Source organism: Amycolatopsis coloradensis (assembly GCF_001953865.1).
GTDB lineage: Bacteria > Actinomycetota > Actinomycetes > Mycobacteriales > Pseudonocardiaceae > Amycolatopsis > Amycolatopsis coloradensis.
The window spans coordinates 52,698-76,050 of the sequence record NZ_MQUQ01000027.1; the positions used below are offsets into that span (position 1 = coordinate 52,698).

At 67.5% G+C, this 23,353-nt stretch carries 20 protein-coding genes; 9 read left to right on the forward strand and 11 right to left on the reverse strand.

Annotated features, from left to right (window positions below):
* Positions 1 to 193: 193 nt before the first annotated feature.
* The 3 genes from BS329_RS43060 to BS329_RS37020 all read right to left on the reverse strand — a co-directional run bounded on the left by BS329_RS43060 (position 194) and on the right by BS329_RS37020 (position 2,358).
* The gene (locus BS329_RS43060) at positions 194 to 829 is read right to left on the reverse strand and encodes a hypothetical protein (RefSeq protein ID WP_143253362.1); all 636 of its coding nucleotides are present in this window, start codon (positions 827 to 829) and stop codon (positions 194 to 196) included.
* 496 nt (positions 830 to 1,325) lie between these two features.
* A complete protein-coding gene (locus BS329_RS43065) occupies positions 1,326 to 1,538 on the reverse strand; it encodes a hypothetical protein (protein WP_143253363.1) in 213 nt (70 codons plus the stop codon).
* Positions 1,539 to 1,548: 10 nt separating this feature from the next.
* Positions 1,549 to 2,358: an ESX secretion-associated protein EspG gene (locus BS329_RS37020; RefSeq protein ID WP_244197444.1), complete on the reverse strand. Its 810-nt coding sequence runs from the start codon at positions 2,356 to 2,358 to the stop codon at positions 1,549 to 1,551.
* Between the two features lie 676 nt (positions 2,359 to 3,034).
* Here BS329_RS37020 and BS329_RS43070 point away from each other — a divergent pair.
* Positions 3,035 to 3,892 (forward strand): SigE family RNA polymerase sigma factor, encoded by an 858-nt coding sequence (locus BS329_RS43070; RefSeq protein WP_076167660.1) that lies wholly within the window; start codon positions 3,035 to 3,037, stop codon positions 3,890 to 3,892.
* The gene (locus BS329_RS37030) at positions 3,811 to 4,683 is read left to right on the forward strand and encodes a hypothetical protein (RefSeq protein WP_076167661.1); all 873 of its coding nucleotides are present in this window, start codon (positions 3,811 to 3,813) and stop codon (positions 4,681 to 4,683) included. Before BS329_RS43070 ends, BS329_RS37030 begins: the two co-directional genes overlap by 82 nt.
* 346 nt (positions 4,684 to 5,029) lie before the next feature.
* On the opposite strand, the gene BS329_RS37035 is transcribed toward BS329_RS37030, so the two are convergent.
* Both BS329_RS37035 and BS329_RS37040 read right to left on the reverse strand, forming a co-directional pair.
* A complete protein-coding gene (locus BS329_RS37035) occupies positions 5,030 to 6,193 on the reverse strand; it encodes a GGDEF domain-containing protein (protein ID WP_158075868.1) in 1,164 nt (387 codons plus the stop codon).
* Between the two features lie 1,027 nt (positions 6,194 to 7,220).
* Positions 7,221 to 8,444: a multidrug effflux MFS transporter gene (locus tag BS329_RS37040; RefSeq protein WP_076167663.1), complete on the reverse strand. Its 1,224-nt coding sequence runs from the start codon at positions 8,442 to 8,444 to the stop codon at positions 7,221 to 7,223.
* Between the two features lie 57 nt (positions 8,445 to 8,501).
* Here BS329_RS37040 and BS329_RS37045 point away from each other — a divergent pair, with 57 nt between their 5' ends.
* Positions 8,502 to 8,960, forward strand: a complete 459-nt coding sequence (locus BS329_RS37045) for a MarR family winged helix-turn-helix transcriptional regulator (RefSeq protein ID WP_084750697.1) — start codon at positions 8,502 to 8,504, stop codon at positions 8,958 to 8,960.
* Positions 8,961 to 9,225: 265 nt separating this feature from the next.
* Here BS329_RS37045 and BS329_RS37050 read toward each other — a convergent pair whose 3' ends face one another.
* From BS329_RS37050 to BS329_RS37060, 3 genes are all read right to left on the reverse strand, one after another.
* Positions 9,226 to 10,281, reverse strand: coding sequence for a hypothetical protein (locus BS329_RS37050; protein ID WP_208619348.1), 1,056 nt, complete (start codon positions 10,279 to 10,281; stop codon positions 9,226 to 9,228).
* 163 nt (positions 10,282 to 10,444) lie between these two features.
* Positions 10,445 to 12,028, reverse strand: a complete 1,584-nt coding sequence (locus tag BS329_RS37055; protein ID WP_076167664.1) for a hypothetical protein — start codon at positions 12,026 to 12,028, stop codon at positions 10,445 to 10,447.
* Entirely contained in the window at positions 12,013 to 12,786 is a 774-nt protein-coding gene (locus tag BS329_RS37060) for an ABC transporter ATP-binding protein (protein ID WP_208619349.1), read from the reverse strand. Before BS329_RS37060 ends, BS329_RS37055 begins: the two co-directional genes overlap by 16 nt.
* 118 nt (positions 12,787 to 12,904) lie before the next feature.
* Between BS329_RS37060 and BS329_RS37065 the strand changes: the two genes are divergently transcribed.
* Both BS329_RS37065 and BS329_RS37070 read left to right on the forward strand, forming a co-directional pair.
* Positions 12,905 to 14,155 carry a sensor histidine kinase gene (locus BS329_RS37065; RefSeq protein ID WP_143253365.1) on the forward strand — a complete coding sequence of 417 codons (1,251 nt, stop codon included), beginning with the start codon at positions 12,905 to 12,907 and terminating at the stop codon, positions 14,153 to 14,155.
* Positions 14,152 to 14,802: a response regulator gene (locus BS329_RS37070; RefSeq protein WP_084750713.1), complete on the forward strand. Its 651-nt coding sequence runs from the start codon at positions 14,152 to 14,154 to the stop codon at positions 14,800 to 14,802. Before BS329_RS37065 ends, BS329_RS37070 begins: the two co-directional genes overlap by 4 nt.
* Positions 14,803 to 14,987: 185 nt before the next feature.
* On the opposite strand, the gene BS329_RS37075 is transcribed toward BS329_RS37070, so the two are convergent.
* Complete coding sequence (locus BS329_RS37075) at positions 14,988 to 15,212, reverse strand: hypothetical protein (protein WP_076167667.1); 225 nt, start codon at positions 15,210 to 15,212, stop codon at positions 14,988 to 14,990.
* A gap of 389 nt (positions 15,213 to 15,601) precedes the next feature.
* Positions 15,602 to 16,372, reverse strand: a complete 771-nt coding sequence (locus tag BS329_RS37080; RefSeq protein WP_076167669.1) for an ArsR/SmtB family transcription factor — start codon at positions 16,370 to 16,372, stop codon at positions 15,602 to 15,604.
* Positions 16,373 to 16,433: 61 nt separating this feature from the next.
* Here BS329_RS37080 and BS329_RS37085 point away from each other — a divergent pair, with 61 nt between their 5' ends.
* Genes BS329_RS37085 through BS329_RS37095 form a run of 3 tightly spaced genes read left to right on the forward strand, consistent with a single transcriptional unit; the run spans position 16,434 to position 19,914 of the window.
* The gene (locus BS329_RS37085) at positions 16,434 to 17,837 is read left to right on the forward strand and encodes an MFS transporter (protein WP_158075869.1); all 1,404 of its coding nucleotides are present in this window, start codon (positions 16,434 to 16,436) and stop codon (positions 17,835 to 17,837) included.
* Positions 17,838 to 17,878: 41 nt separating this feature from the next.
* A complete protein-coding gene (locus BS329_RS37090) occupies positions 17,879 to 19,069 on the forward strand; it encodes an NAD(P)-binding domain-containing protein (protein WP_076167670.1) in 1,191 nt (396 codons plus the stop codon).
* Positions 19,070 to 19,089: 20 nt separating this feature from the next.
* On the forward strand, positions 19,090 to 19,914 hold the full coding sequence (locus BS329_RS37095; RefSeq protein WP_158075870.1) for an aspartate 1-decarboxylase: 825 nt from the start codon (positions 19,090 to 19,092) through the stop codon (positions 19,912 to 19,914).
* A gap of 639 nt (positions 19,915 to 20,553) precedes the next feature.
* On the opposite strand, the gene BS329_RS37100 is transcribed toward BS329_RS37095, so the two are convergent.
* The gene (locus tag BS329_RS37100; protein WP_076167674.1) at positions 20,554 to 22,110 is read right to left on the reverse strand and encodes an MFS transporter; all 1,557 of its coding nucleotides are present in this window, start codon (positions 22,108 to 22,110) and stop codon (positions 20,554 to 20,556) included.
* A 189-nt stretch (positions 22,111 to 22,299) separates the two neighbouring features.
* Between BS329_RS37100 and BS329_RS37105 the strand changes: the two genes are divergently transcribed.
* Positions 22,300 to 23,121: a TetR/AcrR family transcriptional regulator C-terminal domain-containing protein gene (locus BS329_RS37105; protein ID WP_076167676.1), complete on the forward strand. Its 822-nt coding sequence runs from the start codon at positions 22,300 to 22,302 to the stop codon at positions 23,119 to 23,121.
* Positions 23,122 to 23,353 lie beyond the last annotated feature (232 nt).

The following is a 23,353-nucleotide window of genomic DNA, read 5'->3' on the forward strand; positions in this document are numbered from 1 at the left end:
CGTCGAGCGGCGATGGGGCGTGGAACCGTCTGCGGGCGCGCTGGGCTCGTCGGCCGTGACCTGGTTCATCAGGCCGGTGAGCGTTCTCCCCGGTATGGGTAGCGCGCCCGCAGTAGTGGTGGACTCGGACAGCAACGTGGCGTCATTGACGAGGGGGACGTCTTCGAAAGATCTCCGAAAACGCCGGCTTCTGTCAGTTGTTCGGCTTCGTTCCCGTCATGTGCCCGTTCTCGAGGGGTACGGACGATGTCGGGGGCGCATCGGCTGTCTTTATCGCGTCCGGTTCCTCCTGGAGCTCCAATGCGAGCGGCTTCTTTTTCATCCGAAGAAGGTAGGCTGTACCTACGGCCGCTGCTCCGAACGCCACGATCCATGGCCAGCGGGGACGGGACCTCGGCAGCCCTTCGCCTCGCGCCACACTCTTGGCCTCGGCCAGCGCTTCGCTCAGGTTCGCCTTCGCGGCGGCTCGTCGCCTCTGACCTCGCCGTCCAGGCTCGCGGGAAGATTTCGCGGCGAGCACTACCGCATTCCTCGCCCTGCGCCCAGGCTCGTGCAGCCCGGCAATTCTCGTGAGTGTCTCTTCACGTACAGCGGCCGAGTTGTCCCGGATTTCCCTGCGGGTATTCCGGGTGTGTTTGGCAAACTTTTTACGAGCCCGGCGGGTAGTCGAAGTGACTTCGTCAACTCCTTCGGAAAGCTTCCGCTCGGCGATACCCGCAACCTCGGCGGCGGCTAATGCCCCAGCCTTTCCCGCCTCTGCCGCGAGTTCGCGTACGCCACTCACGCTGGTGCTCACCGATTGCCCCATCGAATTCGGGCTTCGCGCCATCACCTTCTCCTCACTTGCCGTGCTACAAGATCTCTCTGCTTGAGTAACCGTGCCCCGGGTCTACCCCCTGACCGCGCCGCTGAAACCGCTGGTTGGGAGCGCCTATCGGGAGATAGGGAGCGGCTCGGCCCGGGGCGTGCTCCGGACGACATCGACAACGCGGTGGCCGGTGAGATGGTCGCCACTTTGTGGGGCCAGTGGCCTTGGATGCCCGCGACCGGCACGCCGATCTGCCCGGAAACCGAGGTCGGGCGGGATCAGCGCGTCGAGTGCGGCCAAGTGCTCGGCCCGGCCGGTGAAGTCCCGCACCGACCCCGGACGCTGCCGGGGCACCAACTCGCCGGAATCCGCCCGCGGACGCCCGGCCGACGATGCCCGGGTGTCCGATCGCGTCGGATCTGCGTCGGCTGGGCAGGGGTGACCCATCCGGTCGTGGCGGTTTCTTTGACCTCGACCGGTACCTGCCGTCAGGTCGCGGGGGTGTGGAAGGGGTTGCCTATTGGCCCTGGAGCCAGGCTGCGGTGTCTGGTGACAGTAAGCTGCCGTCGCATGGGCCGCTGGACAGCAGGATGCGGTGCTGAGCAGGCAGAAGTGCTGGCTCATTGCCGAGATTCACGATGCGGGTGAAGTCCGGGTCGCGGTCGAATGCCAGCGTGTCCGGCGCCATCTCCCGCCAGCTAAAGGCGCCGCCGCCGTGCGCGGAAGCCACGCACCACAGATCACCATAGGTGGCTGAACGCACCTGTATCGCGTGCAGGCCGGCTCTCGATGAAGTCCTCGTGCGCGAGACCTCTGATCCTGGCCGTCACCGTGGCACCGTCGGCAGGCATGAGCGTGACGGATCCGTAGCTCGGTATGATGATGTACCGGCCATCGAAGCTGTCCACAAGGGACAGGGGGCGGCTGACTGTTCGTTCTTTCCCGGTGACTCCCGATCGCGCCGCATTCGCCTGTCCGGTCGCTGTCGCTCTCGACAGAACACGCAGGAACCACTCCGCGCTGTTGGCGTCCACCCCGTGCTCCATCAACGATCGCTTCCCGTCGCTGAGCAGCCCCGATCGCCGCCACTCCCGGCCAGACCGGATCAGGGCGAGCTCGCCAACGCGGAGGGGGCGCCCGCAGCCCGGCTGGGTGGCGGGCAGCACCTCCAGCATGCCTTCCGCCATCCTCGTCGCGTTCATCCAGCCCAGTTCCACAGTGTCGTCCCGCATGATCACGCGCAGTGCCCGGCCGGTGGGCTGAGGAAAACAGCCGATCGCCACCCGTCCGGCGGAGTCGCTATAGCGCAACGACAGCATGAGGTCGCGGGCGTCCATCGCCTGCAACGCTTGGTGCAGGTCGTCGTCGATGATGTCCGCGTCTCCGAGACTGTGGGATGCCAGCCATCGGTGTGCACGAGCACGAGACTCCCGTCGTTCCTCGTCATCGCGGCCGTGGCGACGCACCACGAGAGGCGACGGCATAGGTCCGAGGCCGAGCCGTTCCCACACCACTTCGTAGACGAGCGCAGGAAGGGTGGGCAACGTCATCGTCACAGAACTGCGGATCATCTCGACGCTACCGCCTGCCTGTTCGCCGGAGCGGGCCGGAGCCCGATTCGTAGTACATTGTCCGGCCACGGTCGCCGGCGATGGTTCGAGTCGAGCAGAATTTCGGCCTCACGGATCGAAACGCCACCATGCCTCGTCGGCCTGTTCCGGTTCGCCTGCCGTGCACGAGGCATCTCCACGTCGGCGAGAATACGGTGAAGTCGCACGTGCCGGCATCCTGCGCAGCTGAACCGGGGAGACCTCACCCACGCCCACCTGACCGGGTCCGCCGATCCATGACCCTGACGAGCCGAGCGTCGCGGGCTGTGGCGTTCGGGCGGTACTGGTCAAAGCTGTCGAGGTGATCGAGTCGAGTAAGCCGCCTGGGGACCAGCAAGGACTGGTTCCCCAGGAGCGTGCGCGCCACCAGATGCGCAGATGTCGTTCCTACGCACGCCGACGAACGGCGGACGGACCGCTCACCATGCACTCCTCATCCCGCCGGAACTCCACACCCTGCCCCTGCGGTTCGGGACCGAGCGTGGCTACCTAGCTGGATTTCGCACCGTCAGGGGGCACGAACCGGCGGTACATGTCCGAACTATTCGAACCGACGTGCAACCTTGTGGTCGGCTGGCGCATTAGGGGGTGGGAGTTGCCGAGGACAGGAGAGGCCGTGCGCGAGCGAGAGCGTGACTACGTCGACTACGCGACGACACGGCTGCCCTGGCTGCGCCAAACGGCCTACCTGCTGACACAGGACTGGCACCGGGTCGACGACGTGGTGCAGACGGCGTTCACACAGCTGTACCGGCACTGGAAACGAGTGTCGCAGATGGAGAACCTGGACGGCTACACGCGCACGATCCTGGTGCGCTCGTTCCTCGGCGAGCGGCGCCGATGGGGGTCGAGGGTCCGGCTGATGGCCGAGCCGCCGGAATCTCCCGGCGGGGAGCCGGATCACGCCGGGCGAGTCGCGGTGCGGACTGCTCTGGCCACTGTGCCGCCGCGGCAGCGGGCCACCCTCGTGTTGCGGTTCTACTGCGACCTGAGCGTGGAGCAGGTCGCCGACGTTCTGGGCTGCGCTCCGGGAACCGTGAAAAGCCAAACCGCACGAGGCCTGGACGCGCTGCGGCGCGTGCTGGCCGACACCCCGTCACCGGTCTCGCCGGCCGCGGAGGAGCAAGTGATGAACGAGCAGGATGTGCGCACCCTTCTGGACGATCTGGCCCACGCCCCCGCCCCGCCGTCCCGAGTCGACGTCGTGGGCGCGGTGGCCACGGCTCGGCGCGGGCGTCGGGTCCGCACGGTGACCTCGGTCGCGGCGTCGGTCCTCGTCGTGGGGCTGGCCACCGGCCTCACCCACGCCGTCATCGACCGCTCGCCGCCGCCCGCCGGTTCTGCCCCCGCGGCCGCCCTGCGCCCAGCGCGCCCCCGCGGTTCGATCCGCTGGTGCGGTACGCCTCGTTCGGTTGGTTACCCGAGCAGGACACGCTGGACTGGCACACCACGTCGATCAACGGCGAGCGGCTGACGGTGAAAGCGTCGAAGTTCGTTCCGGACCCGGCCAACGGTGCGGGCGCCGCCCTCCCCGCGGCGCACGTCGAGGTGCGCCTTTACGCCGCAGGCGTCGTCCCCATGACCGACCGGCCGATCGAGACGCGGCTTCCCGGAGAGTACACGCGAATGGTGCCCTACGGGCCGGTGACCGGCGCCCCAGCCGTCAACGGCGCCCCGGCGTATTGGGTGGAGATACCCGGCGACTCCGAGACGCTCATCCTGAAGTGGCGCTACGCCCGCGGCGGCTGGGCCGAGCTAGCCACCTCCCGGCTCAGTGGCGATCCGCGCGAGACCGCCCACCGCATCGCCGGGGCACTGCGTATCGACGGCACCGAACGACTGCGCTTCCCGTTCCAGCTCACCGGCCTGCCCGCCGAATTCCGACCGGTGGCAGGCGAGGTCGAGGAAGGCGGCCCCGGTGGGCCGTGGCACGCCACCCTCGACCTGAGTTTTCGCCCCGCCCAGCACGGACCGACCCTGAGCGTGTCCGTCCACCCCGGCACCGACGTCCGCGCGCCCAACACCACCGTCGACGGCCATCCGGCCCGCCATGACACCCTCAGCAAAAACCACCTCGGGGCGCCGCAGTATTCCGACCGGCTGTCCGTCTCGGACCTCGACGGCTTGCAGGCCGATCTCTTCATCGACGCCACGTCGGCCTCCGGCGCCGCCCCGCTGGGACCGGACGGCGTACTCGGCGTCTACCGCGGCCTCACCGTCCACGCGGACCGCGCCCGCTGGACCGGCCAACCCGTCGTGCGTTGACCCCTCGCTCAAGCTGGGCCTGTGTTGGTGTTCACTACACGTATTTCGCAGGTGACGCCCGGAGTGAAGACGGCTACTTCTTCGTCGACAGCGCGACAGTGATCGCTACGGCGCCACCAGCAATGCGGCAAGGGCGACACCAAATTGACGACGATGCCGAGGATCATCGATCTTCTGCTTTCGAAATCTTCTCTTGAACCTGGAAAGAGTATGGCATGCGATCGCGCACTCCTCTTGCCCACAGCGCCCACGACGACACGTTGAATACGGCAGTGACGCCCGCCCGGCCAGGCGCAATGACCGACCGCTGTGAACCGCGTCGCGAGAACAAGCCATGCCCGACGCTTCACGAGGACGTGAAGCCGTCGATACACACCTGGTTTCGGCCGAGGTGCTTCGCCCGGTACACGGCCTTGTCCGCCGCCCCGAGCACTTGGTCCAGCGCACTGCCGGCAATGGGATAGACCGCGACGCCGAGGGACACCGACACCCCCTTGATCGTCGTTTCGCCGTCATTTGTCAACGTCACCACGGCGAGCTTCATGACAGCTTCCCGGATCCGTTCCGCGATGGCGATCGAGTGCCCTTGCCCTATACCAGGCAGCAAAACGACGAATTCCTCGCCGCCGAAGCGGCCGACCGAGTCGTAGATGCGCACCTCGTGCTGGACGGCGTCCGCAACCGCGCGCAGCACGGCGTCGCCGGCCAGATGGCCGTAGGTGTCGTTGACTCGTTTGAAGTGATCGATATCGATCATCAGGATGCCGCACGGGTCGTTCGTCCGTCGTGCCCTGCTCAGCTCGGCGTCTGCCCGCTTGCTCCATTCGGCGATGGTGAGCAAGCCGGTCTTGTGGTCCCGGTCGGCCAGTATCTCCAGTTGGCGCCCGAGTTCGCCTCGAGGCAACAGCACTGCCGGCAACAGCGTGAGGGAGACCAGGCTGGGGTGCACGACCAGCAACACAGCCGTGGTTCCGCCGAGGCACAGCGTGACGATGTCGAGCACGTTGTCGGCCCATGAGCCGATGAAGGACACAAATCCGCGTCGAGAGTCATGCAGCTTGAAGCCGATCATGACCAGCAGTGTGTTGACAACGAAGTAGGTCAGTCCGCCGAGCACAATCGCGACCAAGCCTGGTGGTTCATCGCGGAAACCGAGTAAGTCCGGCGCGGCCCAAGCGGCAAGGACGGTGATAACCGCGGTGGCCGCCGAACATATCACCCGATAAAGACGCACGCCTGGCACCATGCGCAAGACCCGCAGCCACAGGTGTGCGTAGATCGGAATGACCAGCAGGCAGGCAAGGATGGGTGATATCGTCAGCGCCGCCGCCAGGGTCCATATCGAGACCATGTTGATATGCGGATTGGTGGCGAAGAACCGTCGCATCCGCTCTACCTGCGCTGACATCTCCGCTTGAAGCACGGCGGCCAGCAGCAGCACACCGAACCACGCCCAGTCCTTTCCGGTCGTCGCCCGTCCCGGCAGCACCAGCGGTAGCACGAGTGCCATGAGCTCTAGCGTCAGGTAGTACGGCATAACCCCACGGGGAGCTGTGAATAACTGAGCACCCTGAGACTGCCGACCTGTCACATTATCCGCCGCACGACGGCGTGTTTCCCCCCGCCAATCCACTGGCCCTCCCCTGCGCGTGGATCACGTCCGGAGTTCCACCCCGGTGAACCAACCTTAGCGGGCAGCCACGCCGCGACCAGGGTGGTACAACTCTTCTCGGTCATTTGGCCCATACCGACAGCTTCGGGCGCAGCAGGGTCGGACACCGCACGCGCTCACCGGCCCGCGCGCAGTGTCCTGCCTCGATGCAAGCGTCTGTGCCGAGCTGAACGTCGACTCTCGAGGTGTCAGGCTCCTGAATACGAACATCAGTCGAAGAAAGGCCGCAAGCAGGGATTGACCTTGAATGACCGGGACAACGGCAAGGCCGAACACCCGCTTGGTGATCAATGATCCGAGTCCGATGACGGGCGCACCGGCGGGCCCCATGGGCGGCCGGTGATGGCCACTATCTCGATGTGGTGGTGCGGTGCGGCGTCGAAGCTGAGGAGGACCCCGCCGACGGATGTCGCGAAGTCGGGAGCCGACGTACCTCGCGAGAAGGCTTGGTGCCTGAGCGGGCCGGGCTTTGCCTTCGCCGTACTCGCCCATGTCACAGGAGCTATCGGGCACTGATTCTTCCAGGTGAAGCAGGTCGTCCGTGCCGTGCAGCCGCAGAACAGGTGCGTAGCGGAAATGCAACCGACTCCGGCGCCAAGCCCAGCCGGGCTCGGAGCAGTGCCGTGGTCCGAGCCCGGCCTCCGGCGCGAACATCGCCGCAAGATACGGTGCTGGAGAGGGTGCCGCGAACGAGATTCAAGGCATGATGTCACTGACCTGGCCTCGGTGGTACTGCCGCTCGGCACGAGCTGTCTGGATCTGGGACCGGGTGACCGACTTCGGTGGTCCGGACCCACGAGCAGCCTGCCGGAACTTCGGTTATCGGGCCCAGTCGCCGCTCTGCGGCGTCCGAGCGAGTGCCACGTCAAGGGGCGGGCTTGAAACGCGCGGGTTGTGGTCGCTTCGCCTTCTTTCCCACCAGGAACGACCCGCACAGCAGGGCCGCGACCGAACACGCCGTCATGGCCAGGTAGAGGGGAATCGCGGTGTGCTGGCCGCCGAGTCCGACCAGGGGCGCGGCGAGTGCGCCGAGTCCACTTTGGAGTGTTCCTAGCAGTGCCGACGCGGTCCCGGCGGATTCGGGGACCGCTTCGATCGCCAGTGCGGTGGCGTTGCCGAATACCAGGCCGAGGCCGGCACCGGTGATCGCCAGCAGCGACAACGCGCTGACCGGGGTCAATTTCCCGATGGTCGCGATCAGCAAGGACACCGCCGTGGAGCCCGACATGGCCACCAATCCGATCCGCAGGAGCACCGACGGAGGGACACGGCCGACCAGTTTGGCGCTGGCAGCGCTGGACAGGGTGGCGATCAGCGCTCCCGCGGCGAAGATGACGGAGTACTCCTGGACACTCATGCCGAGCATCTTCTGATAAAGGAAGGGCGAGGCGGAGATATAGGAGAACAGCGCTCCGGACGCGAAGACGAAGACAAGGGTGTGACCGAGGTAGACCCGGTTGCCCAGCACTCCGGCCGCCGCGCGCACCGTAGTCGTGAATCCTTTGGCGTGGCGTCGTTCTCGCGGCAGGGTTTCCGGTATCAGGAAGAATGCCGCGGCGAACATCGACAGCACCACCGCGGCCAGCAGCCAGAAGACGGCGCGCCAGCCGAATCCCTCGAAAACCGCTCCGCCTGCCAGTGGCGCGACGATCGGCGCGATGCCGCCGAGGGCCATCAGGATGCCGAACAGGCGGGCCGCGGCGGCGCCGGTGGCGATGTCGGAGATAACGGCGCGACCGAGCACCACCCCCGCCGCGCCGGCGAAACCGGTGACGAAACGCAGTGCCACCAACCACTCCAGCGTCGGAGCGAGAGCGCAAAGGGCCGTGCTCGCCGCGCACAGGGCGGTTCCGGCGAGCAGGAGACCTCGGCGTCCGTACCGGTCGGACAACGGGCCGAGGACGAGTTGCCCGGCCGCCAGTCCGATCAAGAACGCGGTGAGTGTGAGCTGCACGCCAGAGGCATCGGTGCCGAGGTCCTCGGCCATCCGCGGGAACGCCGACAGGTACAGGTCGGTGGCCATCGGCAGCACGAAGGACAACAAGGCCAGCACCGCGATGAGCGCGCCGGCGGGTTTGACAGAGGGCATCCAGGGTCTCCCAGTTAGCTATATTTATATAACTATAACTAACGGTACACTGGTGCCGTGACCGATGACAACGCCGCGCGACTCAAGCAGGCGAGAGGCCTGGTACCCGGCCTGTACGGGTTGTCCCGTGCACTACGGCTGCGAGGAGTCACCGAGGCGGGGCTGTACCAGCTCCCGCCATCGGAACTGGAAGTGCTGCGCTACGTGCTGGACACACCGGGCACTCCTCTGAGCACGATGGCGCGTGAGCTGGGATTGCAGACGAGCAACGCCAGCGTCGTGGTGCGGAACCTGGTCGCCCGCGAGCTCGTGGAACGCGAGCCCGATCCGGACGACCGAAGGTCGGTACGACTGCTTCCGACGATGAACGCACAGCACGGCATGGCACGGATCGAGAGCTCCTGGGCCGAGCTACTCGCCGTCGCGCTGGAGAATCTTTCTCCGGACGAACGAGACAAGCTGGCCGCCGCGGGACCAGCGCTGGCCTCGCTCGGGAAAGCGCTCAAAACCCGCTGACGCCCGAATCGCCCCGTTGAGCACCGAGCGACGACGGAGGCAGCCTCCTCCACCGGTGACACGTTCATCGAAGGAGTCCTCCATGTCAGCCCCTCTGCCCATCGCGATCACCGTGCGAACCCTCGCCGTCCTCTTCACCCCGGTCACCGCCTGCCGTGAAGCCGCTTACCGGCGACCGCGGACAACCGCATGAGCAACAGTTCCGTCTTCCCGTAGCTCACGTCGAGGCTGGACAGCCCTCTTGCCGCCGACGTTCAGAGTTGGCCTATCTGCCGCCGTAGCGATGGGCGACGGCGTGGAACGCCGCTTTCGGCCGCCATTGCGCCGAGTGGTCGGCTTTCGCTGTGACGATGCCGAATCCGGCTCGGTCCAAGTCGAGCGCCGGATCGTCGTGATAAGCGAAATCGGGCATGCTGAAAGTGAAGACGAAGGCGCCGTGCACGTCTGTCTGGTCATAAAGGTCGATCAGCTCGGCGAGATAGCGGGCCTGGATGTCCTCGTCGCGCGGATGTGCGTCCATGATCCGCGGCGGGCTGGCGTACCAGTTGACGATGTGGAAGGAGCCGGGCCCGCGGACGTCCGCCCCGGTGAAGGCGCCGCAGCCGAATTCGGTGATCACCACCGGTTTGGCCGATTCGCTGACCAGCGCGCGGACCCGCCGTTCGTAGCTCGTGTGGTCGGTCCCGGACCGGTAGAGGCTGACCCCGGCCAGGTCGAATCGGGACCAGTCCACCGTTTCCCAGCCGGCCGCGGCGTAGGTGAGCGGCCCGTGGAATACGTCGCGGGCGGCTTCCGCCGCTTTCGCGAGTAGGGCGTCGAGCCGGCGGTTGATGCGGCGCCGGAGCAGAGTGTGTGCTCGCAGAATGAGCCGCAAGCGCAGATAGGAGCGGGGGCCGGGAACGATGCCCCGGGAGGTGTGCGAGAACTCGCTGCCGACCAGCAGGGTTACTTTTCCCGGATGGCGGAGCCGCAGCTGTTCCGCGGACGCCGCGGTCCTTGTCAGATGCGCGAGTAGCTCAGGAGGCCGCAGCTCCGTCGCGTTGGGCCGGATGTACACGTCCAGGCCGAGCTCGAGCGCTTGGCCGGCGACCGCGATCAGCTGGTCGACGTCGGCGCCGATGGACATCACCGCGGTGCAGTGCAGGTCGTCCCGGATCGCGGTCAGGTCGCGACGGACCAGGTCCACTGGAGTTTCGCCGACGAGATAGGAAATGCCGCGCACGGTCAGCATCCGGTCGTTCCTTTCCGCGAACAGTTCTCTGGAGCGATGCCATGCCGACGCGGGCAGGTCGAGCACTCCGGCGTTCACCACATGACCCACCCCCGGCGACACCTCACCCAGCGGGTCGACCGCGAACGCCAGCCCGGTTCGAGCCGGCAGCGCTGTGCTCGCTCGACCCCAGACAAGCGATCACACCTGCCATCACGACCTTCAGACGATGTTCACCCTGCCACCGGTCGATGCACGGACAGATCAGACTTTGTCAGCTTTGCCGAAGTTTGGCGAACGTCTCGGGCAGCCGCGTCGCCAGCCTTCGTGTCGCGATGGCGCCACCCAGGCAGGCGCCGGCGATGGCGTTGACGAGTGCCACCGCGAAGGTCGCCGCGGGGAACCAGCCGGGGAGCGAGTCCCCGGCGAACGTCAGTGCCGCGGCCATCGCCGATGTCGGCGCCGTTGCCCACAGCTGGATCTGGAACGCCGCGAAGATCCCGGCGGTGTTCTCCCCGGCGTCGGTGGCGTTGACCCGCTTGTGCGGATCGACCCCGGGCGTCGCGCCGAGCACCGACATCGCCACGGCGGTGCCGCAGCCGACACCGAGCAGGGCGATCAGCACCGCGAGGATCGGGACGGCGTAGTCGAAGATCCCGGTCACGGTCATCATCGCCAGTGACAGGATGATCCCGGAGAGTCCGAACAGGACGGTGATGGCGAGCTGGCGGCCACGAATGTCGGCGCGTACCGCGTCCCGGCTCTCGGCCACCACGAGTTGCCAGAGCGCGGTGCCGTCCTGGCCGTAGAGGTTCGCGCCGCTGAGCGCGACCGTCAACGCGACGGCGACACCGGCCAGCCCGGCGATCTCGGGCAGACCCGCGATCGCGCCGTACACCGCGATGAACACACCGAACCACATTGCCGACCGGATCTCCAGGCTCCGCCACGGATCCCGCCACCAGGTGCGAAGTTCCTTGCCGACGACGGCGCCGAGCGGGCTCGTCGGCAGCAGTCTGGCCCGGGTCAGCGCCCGGCTGCCCCAGGGGCGGCGGCGACGGCGCACGGTGCGATCGCCGACGTGCGGTGTCAGCAGTGCGATCGCGGCGAGGGTCACGGCCGCGGTGACGGCGGCGAGCAGGAGGATCGAGCCCAGCGCGGGCAGCGGCTGCCCGGCCGCCATCGCGTCGATGGCCCGCACGGGCAAGCCGATCGGCGTCCACTCCAGTGCCCCGCGCGCCGGGACGGAACCGAAGCCTTCGCGCAGGAACACCGGGACCGAGTTCAGCGCCGGGCGCACCACGACCCATCCCGCCACCATCGACGACAGCAGCAGACCGTATTGGACGGCCGCGAGTTCCACGCCGAGATGGGTCCGCATCGCCGCGCCGAGCAACGCGTAGACCGTCCGGGAGAGCGCGACCACGAACACGACCAGGAGTACCGCGCCGACGAGGGCCGTGACGGCCGAAGCGATCGCGGTGGCATCGGTCGCCGTGGCAAGGGCGTACGGGATCAACGCCAGCGCCGCGATCGCCGTCACCGCACCACCGACTCCGACGAACGCCGACGCGAGCAGTCCCGCCCCGAGCCGTCGCCGGGGCAACGGCAGCAGGGTGAAGTACTCCGGACGGAGCATCGCGGCCCCGGAGGTGAGAACCGGGCCTACCATCCATCCCGCGACCCAGAACGCGAGGGCGAGCAGCAGGACATCGGCGCGGGCCACGGGCGCGGCGACGAACCCGATCACGAAGGTGCCGGCGGCCGCCGCGATCCCGGCGACCAGCCCGAGCAGCCGTTTCCAGCTGGGGGTGTGCCGCTGGATCGTGAGCTTCAGCCGGATCAGGTCGCCAACCACAGCAGCTCCTCCTCCCCGACACCGCGCTCGCCGACGAGCCGGACGAAGGCGTCCTCGAGCGTCGCCTCCCCACGCACCTCGGAAAGCGGGCCGCTCGCCACGACGCGGCCGTCCGCGATGACGGCCACCCGGTCGCACAGGTTCTCGACCAGCGACATCACATGCGACGAGATGACCACCGAACCGCCCGCCGCGACGAACCGCAGCAGCATCGCCCGCAGGACCCGCGCCGAAACCGGGTCGACGGCCTCGAAGGGTTCGTCGAGTACGAGCACTTTGGGCGCGTGCAGCAACGCCGTGGCCAGGCCGATCTTCTTGCGCATCCCGGTCGAATACTCGATCACGAGCAGCCCGCGTTCCTCGGCGTCGTCCAGTTCGAGGATCCGCATCAGTTCGGTCGCCCGTGACCGCACGACCGCCGCGTCCATCCCTCGCAGCAGTGCCCAGTACGTGAGCAGTTCGCCACCGGTCAACCGCTCAGGCAGGGCGAGCCCGTCCGGCAGTACCCCGAGCATGGTCTTGGCCTCGGCCGGTGCGGACCAGACGTCGACGCCGTGGACGACGGCGGTCCCGGAGTCCGGCCGAAGCAGCCCGACGGTCATCGCGAGCGAGGTGGTCTTGCCCGCGCCGTTCGGACCGACGAGCCCGGTGAGAGAGCCCGCCGGCACGGTGAGGCTCACGTGGTCGGCGGCGGCTTTCCCGGAGTACGTCTTCGTCAGCCCGTCGAGCCGCAGCGCGGGCGCCGTTTCGGTCAGCATGGACTCACGATGGCCGGTGCCCCCCACGCGGCGCTTCGGTCTCGGGGACAGGTCCTCTGGCCGGGTGGCCGCGAAGATCATGGCCACTTGTCCTGTCCGTCCTCCCTACACTGCGAGGATGGCCGTGACGGTGGACCGGTGGATGCTGCCCCGCGAGCTCGCCCGCGCGGACGAGCCGGGTGAGCCCTCCGGCGCGCGCACGCCCCGGGACTGGGCCTCGGACATCACGATGTTCGCGATCGCGGCGCTCGCCTGGTGCCTCGAGTTCGAGTACTTCGTGCTCCCCGACGTTCTCGGCCTGCCCACCTGGGCGCGGGTCGCCGACGCGGTCGCGGGGGCCGCCGTCTGCCTGGCGATCTGGTGGCGACGACGGTTCCCGGTGGCGATCGGACTGCTCGCGGCGACGGCCGGGGCGGTGGCGAACACGGCGGCCGCGGCGATGATCCTCCTGCTCTTCTCGCTCGCGTTGCACCGTGGCTGGAAACCGGCGATCCCGATCACGGCGCTGGCGGTGCTGATCAGCGTCCCCTACATCCATGCGTTCTTCCCCGGGGCGGCAGATCAGCCGTTGCCCTGGCTGATCAGCCTGGGGCTGGGGGCCGCGCTCGTGGTGACGGCCGGGATCGGGGTCCGCGCCCGCCGTCAGGTCGTGCACGCGCTGCGGATGCGCGCGGAGGCCGAGCGGCGCGGGCACATCCGCGAACTCGAGGACAGTCGTCGCGCCGAACGCCAGCGCATCGCGCGCGAGATGCACGACGTCCTCGCGCATCGGATCTCGCTGCTCGCGGTGCACGCGGGTGCCCTCGAGTACCGCACGGCGCAGGCGGAGTCCGGCGCTGCGCCGGAACCTTCGGCGGCGGAGGTCCGGGACGTGGTGGCGGTCGTGCGGTCCAACGCCCATCAGGCGCTGGACGAGTTGCGGGAAGTCCTCGACCTGCTCCGTCAGCAACCCGACGGCGAGGACGGACGTGACGCGCCACAGCCGACGGTCGACCGGTTGCCGATGCTCGTCAACGAAGCCCGCCTCAGCGGGCAACAGGTGCGTGCCAATCTCGCCGACGGGCTCGGAAACCTGCGGCCACAGGTGCAGCGCACGATCTACCGGATCGTCCAAGAAGGACTGACGAACGCCCGCAAACACGCTCCCGGCGCCACCGTCGACGTGCTGGTGAGCGGCCGCGTGGCGGGCGAGGTGCTGGTCGAGGTGGCCAACGCCGCACCGATCGGCGTCACTACGAGCGAGATCCCCGGCGCGGGAGCGGGCCTGATCGGCCTCGCCGAACGGGTCGCGCTGCACGGCGGGGAACTGACCAGAGAGATCGACGAAGGGGAGTTCCGCATGCGAGCCCGGATACCGTGCGCGTCGTGATCAAGGTGCTCGTGGTCGACGACGACCCTCTCGTGCGCAGCGGCCTGAAACTCATGCTCGGCGGTGCGGCGGATGTCGAAGTCACCGGCGAGGCGGCGGACGGCGCCGACGTGGCGGACACCGTCACCCGGCTGCGCCCGGACGTCGTCCTGATGGACGTGCGGATGCCGGTGCTCGACGGGATCGCCGCCACCGCGGCGCTCGGCCGCCGCACGGGGGAGCCCGCACCCGCCGTGGTCATGCTGACGACGTTCGACGCCGACGAGACCGTGCTCGCCGCGCTGCGTGCCGGCGCGGCGGGATTTCTGCTCAAACACACGCCACCGGAGCAGATCGTCGACGCGGTCCGGCGTGCGGCGGCGGGCGAACCGGTGCTGTCGCCGGACGTCACGCGGAGCGTGATCGCGATGGCGGCGCGGAAAGGACCGGACGCCGGTTCCGCGCGGGCCCGAATGGACCTGTTGTCCGAACGGGAACGGGAAGTCGCGCGCGCCGTCGCCGAGGGCTTGAGCAATGTGGAGATCGCCGAGCGACTCCATCTTTCCCGGTCCAGCATCAAGGCGACGATCTCCAGCGCGCTGACCCGGCTCGGCCTCGCCAACCGGATCCAGCTGGCGATCATCGCCCACGAGGCAGGCCACTCTTGATCTCACCATGATGGAGGTGGATACCGAACGCCTGTTTCGAGGAGTGAACAGTGTCTTTGCTGTGAGCACAGGTGAAATGGTCACTGAGCAGTGGTCGCGCGGCCACGGTCGTTCCGTCGGTCCGGATCGTGTTCGCCACGGCGCACGCCCGCTGGCCGGTCTCGACGGTCAAGGCTTTCTCGAGCTCAGCCCCGCGGGTGGCGGGACTTCCGGGCGAGCTGGAGGAACCAGGCGGCTACCAAAGCAGTGATCAGTCCGAGCGCCAGGAAGAACCACCCGATTCCCTGGCCACTGGAGGCGAGGATGCTGATGCCCGCTACCACCATCATGACAGCCATCAACGACGTTGTCGCCGCCCTCCACGTGAAGGGCGACCGGTTGTCGACGTCCTTGGACGTGTCGGCTTTCATGGCCCTCTACTACCCGGGAAGGGCTTCCGATAATCCTGGGATGCGTTCACTCCACTTCGCCGAACCGCGGCCGACCCAGATCCGAATTCGCGCGGACTCGTCTCGCCCGGCAAAGCAATCCGGACCTCTGCTCCGCCCCTGACGTCGATCTTGTCAGGCGCGATCTGTTTTCCGCCTGTGGTGGCCAGTGCCGCCACCGCTATGGCGGTGGTGCCGCGCGAGCAGATTTCCCAGGCGCTGCTGGACATCGTGGCGCTGACGGGCACCGCGGATGAGGGCGCCGATGCGGCGTGGCGGGCGGAGCTGGTCAAGCGCTATCCGACTGTGCGGCCGTTGCTGTGCACGGTGATCCAGCCGATAAAAGGCCCTGTGACCCACTGGGGTGGGACTCACCGTCCTTGTGCACACGGGAGGGGCGGACAGGCATCCGTGAACAAGTTCGTCTCCAGCGCGTGCCAGCCATCGTCGGTGAGGTGGACGGCGCGTTGGCCTGGAATTTTCGTGAGCCAGCCGCGGTCCAGCATCGCGGTCAGCAGGCTCGCGCCGAGCGAACCCGCCAGGTGTTGGCGGCGCGCGCTCCAGTCGTAACAGGTGCGTACCGGCACGCTGCCGGCCGCGTGGGCGTCGGTGAGGCAGGCTCGAATGCCCACCTTGTTCAGGACCTGTGGCGCGTTGGGACCCCATATCCAGGTCTCCTCGACATCCCGCTCGTCGGGTGTGGGGACCTTGATGATGGCTTCCTGCCTGATGAGCGCGTCGCCGATCGCGATGGCGAGTTGGCCGGCCAGATGGTTGTAACAGATCCTGGCGAATCGCAGGGCACGGCCATGCCTGCTTTGCCGTAACGAGCGCACGGGATGGGACGGCGCCAAGCGGGCCAAGCTTTCCAACGCGCTCGCCACTTCCGCTCGGGCGATGCGGTAACACCGGTAGCGGCTGCGTCGGATGACCATGATCAGCCCGGCGTCGAGGAGTTTGCGCAGGTGCGCGCTGGTGGCCTGCGCCGACAGCCCGGCTTCCGCGGCGAGCGCTGAGGCGATCATCTCCTGGCCGGACGCGAGTGCCAGCAGGATGCGGGCACGGGCCGGATCACCGAACAGTGCCGCGATGGCGGCGATGTCGACGTCACCCGTCGACTCATGGCTACCGATGGTGTCCATCACTTCATCATAACGTCATACTTCCACCGGGCTGGAAGCTTCACCGGGCCACTATGGGCCCGTGACCTTCGCCTGGGAAGAGAGCCCAACCGGCAACGTGTCGGCTCACGCCGCGCCGGGTTCGGCATCGCCCAACACGGCGAGGCGGGGATGGGGCCTTGCCGGAATCTGCGTTGGTTTCGCCTTGGTGATCCTGGACGCCAATGTGCTCAACGTGGCCGTTCCGACGCTGCGTGCACAACTGGGGGCAAGCACCAGCGAGCTGTTGTGGGTCGTGGACGCCTACACGCTCGCCTTCGCCGCACTGCTGCTCTCTACCGGGGTTCTCGGTGACCGCTGGGGCGCGCGACGCGGTTTTCAGGCGGGTCTTGTGGTGTTCACGATCGCGTCGATCGGGTGCGGGTTCGCTCCCGACATCGGCTGGCTGATCGCCGCTCGGGTCGGCCAGGGTGTCGGCGCCGCCCTGCTGGCCCCCACCTCGCTGGCGCTCATCCACAGCTTTTACCCGGACACCAGGGCCAGGGTGCGAGCGCTGGGCATGTGGGCGGCGATCTCGGGGGTCGCCTTCGCCGCCGGTCCCGTGGTCGGCGGCGGGCTGGTGCAGACCATCGGCTGGCGGAGCATATTCCTGGTCAACATTCCGTTCGGCATCCTCGCCCTGCTCCTGGTTTCGGTGTACCGGCGACCGGTGTCCGGGCGTCGGGTCGCGCTGGACCCGCTCGGCCAGGCGCTGGCTGTGCTCGCCCTGACCACGATCACGGCGGGCCTGATCGAAGCGGGCAGGATCGGTTGGGGGGCGGCGCCGGTGCTGGCCGCGTTCGGCGCCGGTGTCGTCTTCGCCGGGCTCTTCCTGCTTTGGGAACGCGGTCGACCGAAGCCCTTGATTCCCAGAGCCGTGCTCACCTCGCCACCCCTGCGTTCCGGTCTGCTCGCCGGCGCCGCGTTCAACTTCTCCATGTACGGCTCGCTTTTCGTCTACACGCTGGCCCTGCAAGGCGACCGGGGTTACGGACCGTTGCTGACCGGGCTCGCGTTCCTGCCGCTGACCCTGATGCACGCACCGGTGGCCACCTGGATCGCCGGTCCCTGGACGGCGAACCGAGGTGGCTGGCGGCCGCTGTTCGTTGGTCAACTGTGCACCATGGTCGGCTGCGTGGGGTTCGTGATCGCGGGCGCGCTGCCCTATCCGGTCCTCGCGCTGGCCTTGCTGGTGTTCGGCGTCGGATCCGGCCTGATCACCACCTCCATGACCGCGCTCGTGTTGTCCAGTGCTCCGGACGGGAGTGTGGGGATCTCCTCGGGTCTGCTCAACGCCAGCAGGCAACTCGGCGGGGTACTTGGCATCGCGGCGCTGGGCTCGCTCACCGCGAACGACCTGCCCGGCAATATCCCTGTCGCCGAGATGGTCGCCACGCTGGTGATCGTGATCTCCGCCGCGGTGACCGCGCGCAGCGTCTTCTCTTAACGCCCCGACGGCACGGAGCACGACGACACAAGGAGATACCAGTGCGTCAAAAGAAGGTCCCGGTGGCCATCATCGGCGCGGGACCGTATGGCCTCGCCCTGTCCCTCCAATGTCAACACCTCGGTATCGAGCACATTCTGTTCGGCCGCCTCATGTCGTTCTGGCGAGAGCACATGCCGGCCGGCATGTTTCTTCGTTCCCGGCCCGACTGGCACCTGGACCCTCAGGAGACCGACACACTGCAACGCTACGCGCAGGTCAACGGACTCAGTGCCGCCGAGCTGGATCCGATACCACTGAGATGCTATCTCGACTACGCGGAATGGATCGCGCGACGCCGCCGGGTATCGGCCGACGAACGCGAGGTGACACGTCTGGACGCGGCGGGCGGACATTTCGCGTTGACCCTGTCCGACGGCGAGGTCGTCAACGTCGACCGGGTCGTGGTGACCACCGGGTTCGGTGCCGGCGCGCATGTTCCCCCGGAGTGGGCGGGGATGCTGCCTGACGGGCGGTTCGCCCACAGCCAGGACTTCACCGACCTGGCCGTCATCGACGGCCGTTCCTGCCTGATCGTGGGTGGTCGGCAGAGCGCGTTCGAGTCGGCGGCGCTCGCGGCCGAGCACGGCGCGACTGAAGTACACGTCGTACACCGCCACCCCACGCCGCGTTTCGCCACGGCGGACTGGTCCTGGGTCAACCCGCTGCTGGACCGGTTCATCGACGACCCGTGCTGGTACCGCGACCTCGCCACCGACGAACAGGAGGAGATCACCCAACGCATGTGGCGCATCGGCCGAAGCCAATTGGAGCCCTGGCTCGCGCCGAGGATCGACCGGCCCGAGGTCAAGCTGTGGCCGAACAGCCAGATCACTTCCTGTCGGGAACGTCAGGACGGCAGATTGCTGGCCGAGCTCGACACCGGCCGGTCGCTGGTGGTCGATCAGGTGGTGCTGGCCACCGGCTATCGGCCGGATCTGCGCAGACTCGAATTCCTCAACCAGGGCACCGCTCTGGCGGGCGTCCGCCGGGGCGACGGACTCCCGACACTCGACGGACACTTCCAGTCCACCGTGCCAGGCCTCTATTTCACCAGCAAGTTCGCGGTCGCGGACTTCGGACACTTCTTCGACTTCACCGCAGCAGCGCGAGTGTCGGCCCTCATCATTGCCGGGCACATTCTCCTGGGGTATCCGGCGAGAAAAGACTCCGATTCTCACCAGGTTCCATAAACAGATAAGGAGCACTGCCGTTGTCTACGTCAAGCTACACGGTAAAGCGATCCTGCCTGCACAACATCCGGGTCACTTCTTCGGTCCGGGATTCCACAGCCGACATTCCCGAAGGAATCATTCTCCCTCCCGCGATGATGGCGATGATGGACTTCGCGCCGTATGAGCAGGTCGTCCTCACCAAGGTCGGCGGTGACAACTGGATGAACCGTATGTCCACCTTCATCCTGCCCGGCGACAACGAAGAGGTGGAGGTGCGCGGCTCGGTGGCGCACCTGCTCGAGGTCGGCGACGTCTGCTGTCTGATCGCACGGACCACGTTGAACCAGGAGCAGTACGAATCGCACATCGCGGGGCGATTCGAGCCCGCGCTGATCGACGCCCGTTTCTATCCGGAGACGGAAGTGCTCAACGACTACAGCAAGGCGAAGATCGTGCTGGAAAACCGCCACCAGCACCGCCAGGTCGACTCCGTGTCTGATGATGTACTCGCCCGTCGCCTCGAACTGCCCCGCATACTGCTGTCGAACCTGCTGGCCGGACTGGAGATCCAGGAAGTCGAGCGGCGTGGTTGTATCGAGATGAGCGCCGAGCTACCCATTGACTACATGCGCCGTGCGGGCTTCTGTTCCAACCAGAGCATCCTCGTGTACAACGCCAGCCGAGGGGCCGCCTCAGCGGAAAGCTATGTCGTGCCGAGCTTGACCAAGAAGACGGTCGGCATATCCGGCGCGCTCTCCGCCGTCGCCGATGTGGGTGACCGCGTTTCCGAAGCCGCCTTCATCGGTACCACTGACCAACGAAAGCCGACCATCTGCAACCTCCTCAAGGAGCCGATCCTCTGAACCCCTCGCCTCGGCTTTGGCGGAGATCCTCACCTTGTTTGGCGGAGTCGGGCTGCTGGAGTTCAGGCTATTGGAGTGATCCTGGGGTGTCGGGGGTTCGTACTCGATCGGTGTGGGCAGTCGAGTGCGGTGTGGCGTCGGCGGCGGTCGGGCCACTCGGTCCGCACTCGTCCCCGGAACGATTCGATCATGGCGGTCGCCGATCGAACCCGTCGACGGCAGAAGACCGGATTCCTTGGCGCGCCTGGTGAAGGTCCATGACGTGGGGTTGCCACACTGTTGAGGGCGGCATGAACATGCCCTGCGATCTGCCCTTGAAGGTGTGGGCCGGATGACCGCCGCGGTGCCGGCGCCTGGGGCGTCAGGCATCGGGGGAGTCGTTCCTCTGACCGCCGTTCGCCGCATTGGAGAGGCTGATGTGACCAGCGGCCGACGATCCGCCACACACGATTCCAGCCAGGGTCGCCGAACGACCCTGGCTGGAATCGGGTCAGCCTGGCCAATGATCCGGCCGAGAGCTTGATCGGCCCAGGCCAGTACCGTCCCGCCGGAAACCTCGGCCGGTCGGGTCATGTCCGCGTGGTAGGCCCGCGCACCCGTGGTTCGGGCCTGCCGCGCCGAAAACCGTGCTGGTAACTCTCACGAGTCGACAGTGGTGGATTCGTCGTCTGGCCGTGGTTGCCGTGCGGCGCGTGAAACGCGGAGCATAGTGGTGATCAGGATGGCTCCGCCTGCTGTCACGAGGACGCTGACGAATGCGGCGATCCGCATCTCATGGGTGAAGGCGTCGAAGGCCACGCTTCGCAGTGCTTCCGCGGTCCGGGGCTGAAGGGCCTGGGCGGTGTCGACGGCTCCGCCCAGGGTTTCCGTGGCCGCGGCCAGTTCTGCGGGGTCGAGGCCGGCCGGGGCCCGGGACGTCATTTGCGAGCGGTAGACGGCGGTGCCGATGCTGCCCAGTACCGCGATGCCCAGCGCGCCGCCGAACTCCGCGGAAGTCTCCGCCAGTGCGGAGGCGGCGCCGGCCCGCTCCGGCGGCGCGGCGGACAAGATCACCTCGGTGACGACGGCGGCGACGCCGCCGATGCCCAGGGAGACCACCGTCAGGGCACCGACAAGGTAGCCGATGCCCGAGCCGGTCCGGATCAGGGACAGTGCGAGATATCCGGCGGTCGCCACCAGAAGTCCGGCGATCATCACGTTGGGTTTGCCGATACGGTGTGACATCGCGGTGGCCAGTGCGATACCGGCGGGCATCACGAGGAACGTGGGCAGTGACCACAAGGCGGACTCGAAGGGGCTCATGCCGAGGACGAGCTGCATGAACTGCCAGTTGAACAGTGAGAAGCCGATCATGGCGAAGGTGTTCAGGGCGTTGATCAGCAGTGGCACGGTGAACCGGCGGGTGCGGAAGAGCGCGAGGTCGATCATCGGACTGACGGTTGTGCGCTGGCGACGGAGGAACAGCGCGCCCACGGTGAGGCCGGCGAAGATGGTGATGGCTGGGATCCAGCCGAAACCGTGCTCTGCCGTCACTTTGATGCCGTAGATCACGGCGAGGATGGCGACCAGGGACAACAGCGCTCCGAGCAGGTCGAAGCGGCCCGGCTCAGGGGCACGGTACTCGGGCAGCAGCAACGGCCCCAGCACCAGCAGCAGGATCATCACGGGGACGTTGATCAGGAAGACCGAGCCCCACCAGAAGTGCTCCAGCAGCAGTCCGCCGACGATGGGCCCGACGACGGCGCCACCCGCGAAGCCTGCCGTCCAGACGCCGACGGCGGTGGCCCGTTGCCGGTCGTCGTGGAACATGTTCCGGATCAGGGCGAGGGTCGAGGGAGCCAGTGTGGCTCCGGCTATTCCCATGAGGGCGCGGGCCGCGATCAGGACCTCGGGGCTGGACGTGTAAGCGGACAGGAACGAGGCGAGGCCGAAGGCCGCGGCGCCGGTCAGGAGCACTCGCCGTCGTCCGATGCGGTCCCCGAGGGTGCCCATCGTGATCATCAGGCCGGCCAGCAGGAAGCCGTAGACATCCATGATCCACAGCAGTTCGGAGCTGCTCGGCTGGAGGTCGGCGGTCAGGGAGGGGAGCGTGACGAACATGACGGACAGGTCCATGGACGCCAGCACGCAGGGCAGAACCAGGACGGCCAGCCCGATCCACTGCCGGGTTCCGGCTCTCTTGCTTTCTTCGATCATTCCGTCGCTCCCGAACTACTTTCGTCACACCGTGCGTACTTAATACGCATGAACGCGTACAAGATACACATGCGGACAAGGATGGCCGCAAGCAAATTATTCGCGCGAAAGTCCCCTGCTCAGGGTGAGGCGATGGATGTGGGATAGAATTTCGTCACAAACTCCGAGGTGTGACGATAAGGGAGCGTGATGTCAGTGTCGTCGGCCTGTGCGTCCTGCGGAAGGGCACTGGAGTCCACGGAACGGGGGCGTCCGCGGCGCTACTGTTCCCGCGCCTGCCAGGCACGGGCCTATCGGGCGCGGAGGACGGAAGAGCCGGTCGGCGTACCGGAGGAGGGCGGCACCGCACCACACCTCACGATCGAGCGCATCGTACGGTCGGGGATCGAGGTTGCGGACGCTGAAGGGCTGGACGCGCTGTCGATGCGCCGGGTCGCCACTGGTCTCGGAGCGAGCACCATGGCCCTGTACCGGCACGTGGCCTCCAAGGACGAACTGGTGGCTTTGATGGTGGAGGCCGCGTTGACCGACATCCCACTGCCCGATGCGCCGCCGCGTGACTGGCGGCACGGCCTCGAACGAGCCGCCTATCGCGATTGGGAGCTCTATCACCGCCACCCCTGGATCCTGTCGAAAATCCTCGTGACGACCCGCACGCACTCCAGCCCGGCACTCGCGGCCGACAGTGAGAGTGCCTTTTCCGCCTTCGACGGACTCGGTCTCGAACCCGCCGACGCCTTCCGGTACATGTTCACGTTCGCCTCCTACGTGCAAGGTGTGGCCTTGACCTACGTCAGCGACGTGGAGGCGGGACGCGTCAGGCCGCAGACGGGGCACGGCCGCGACGATGAACACCGCCGGGTCTTCGATCCCGGCGCGTACCCGCGGCTTGCCCCCGCGATGCGCGCGGGCGCCGACCCCTGGGATCTCGACACCCTGTTCGCGGCCGGCCTTGCGGGTGTCCTGGACGGCATCGCGGCCGATCTCGAACGGCAGGGCATCGAAGCGTGAAGCCGGTGAGTCCCTCGTGCCGGGGAGCCGAGTGTCCCGACCGGGGCGCGGCGGGCGAGATAGCCACGGCCGCGCTGAGGAAGTCCACCCCGACCTCCTCAACGGCAGGGGTCTCGTCGCTGCGGTGGCTGGTGGGCACGCCCCCGGTCGACGGGCCACCGTATACCCGCGAGATCCAGTCCTCGGCCACCGTTCCGGGCCCGGCTGTCGCGAATAACGCGTCCGTACCGGG

Excerpts from the sequence above, each read along its gene's own strand:
- BS329_RS43060 (WP_143253362.1), bottom strand. The coding sequence starts at position 829 with ATGGCGCGAAGCCCGAATTCGATGGGGCAATCGGTGAGCACCAGCGTG.
- BS329_RS37020 (WP_244197444.1), bottom strand. The coding sequence starts at position 2,358 with ATGACGTTGCCCACCCTTCCTGCGCTCGTCTACGAAGTGGTGTGGGAA.
- BS329_RS37035 (WP_158075868.1), bottom strand. The coding sequence starts at position 6,193 with ATGGCACTCGTGCTACCGCTGGTGCTGCCGGGACGGGCGACGACCGGA.
- BS329_RS37040 (WP_076167663.1), bottom strand. The coding sequence starts at position 8,444 with ATGCCCTCTGTCAAACCCGCCGGCGCGCTCATCGCGGTGCTGGCCTTG.
- BS329_RS37060 (WP_208619349.1), bottom strand. The coding sequence starts at position 12,786 with ATGCTGACCGAAACGGCGCCCGCGCTGCGGCTCGACGGGCTGACGAAG.
- BS329_RS37065 (WP_143253365.1), top strand. The coding sequence starts at position 12,905 with ATGGCCGTGACGGTGGACCGGTGGATGCTGCCCCGCGAGCTCGCCCGC.
- BS329_RS37075 (WP_076167667.1), bottom strand. The coding sequence starts at position 15,212 with ATGAAAGCCGACACGTCCAAGGACGTCGACAACCGGTCGCCCTTCACG.
- BS329_RS37080 (WP_076167669.1), bottom strand. The coding sequence starts at position 16,372 with ATGGACACCATCGGTAGCCATGAGTCGACGGGTGACGTCGACATCGCC.
- BS329_RS37100 (WP_076167674.1), bottom strand. The coding sequence starts at position 22,110 with ATGATCGAAGAAAGCAAGAGAGCCGGAACCCGGCAGTGGATCGGGCTG.
- BS329_RS37105 (WP_076167676.1), top strand. The coding sequence starts at position 22,300 with ATGTCAGTGTCGTCGGCCTGTGCGTCCTGCGGAAGGGCACTGGAGTCC.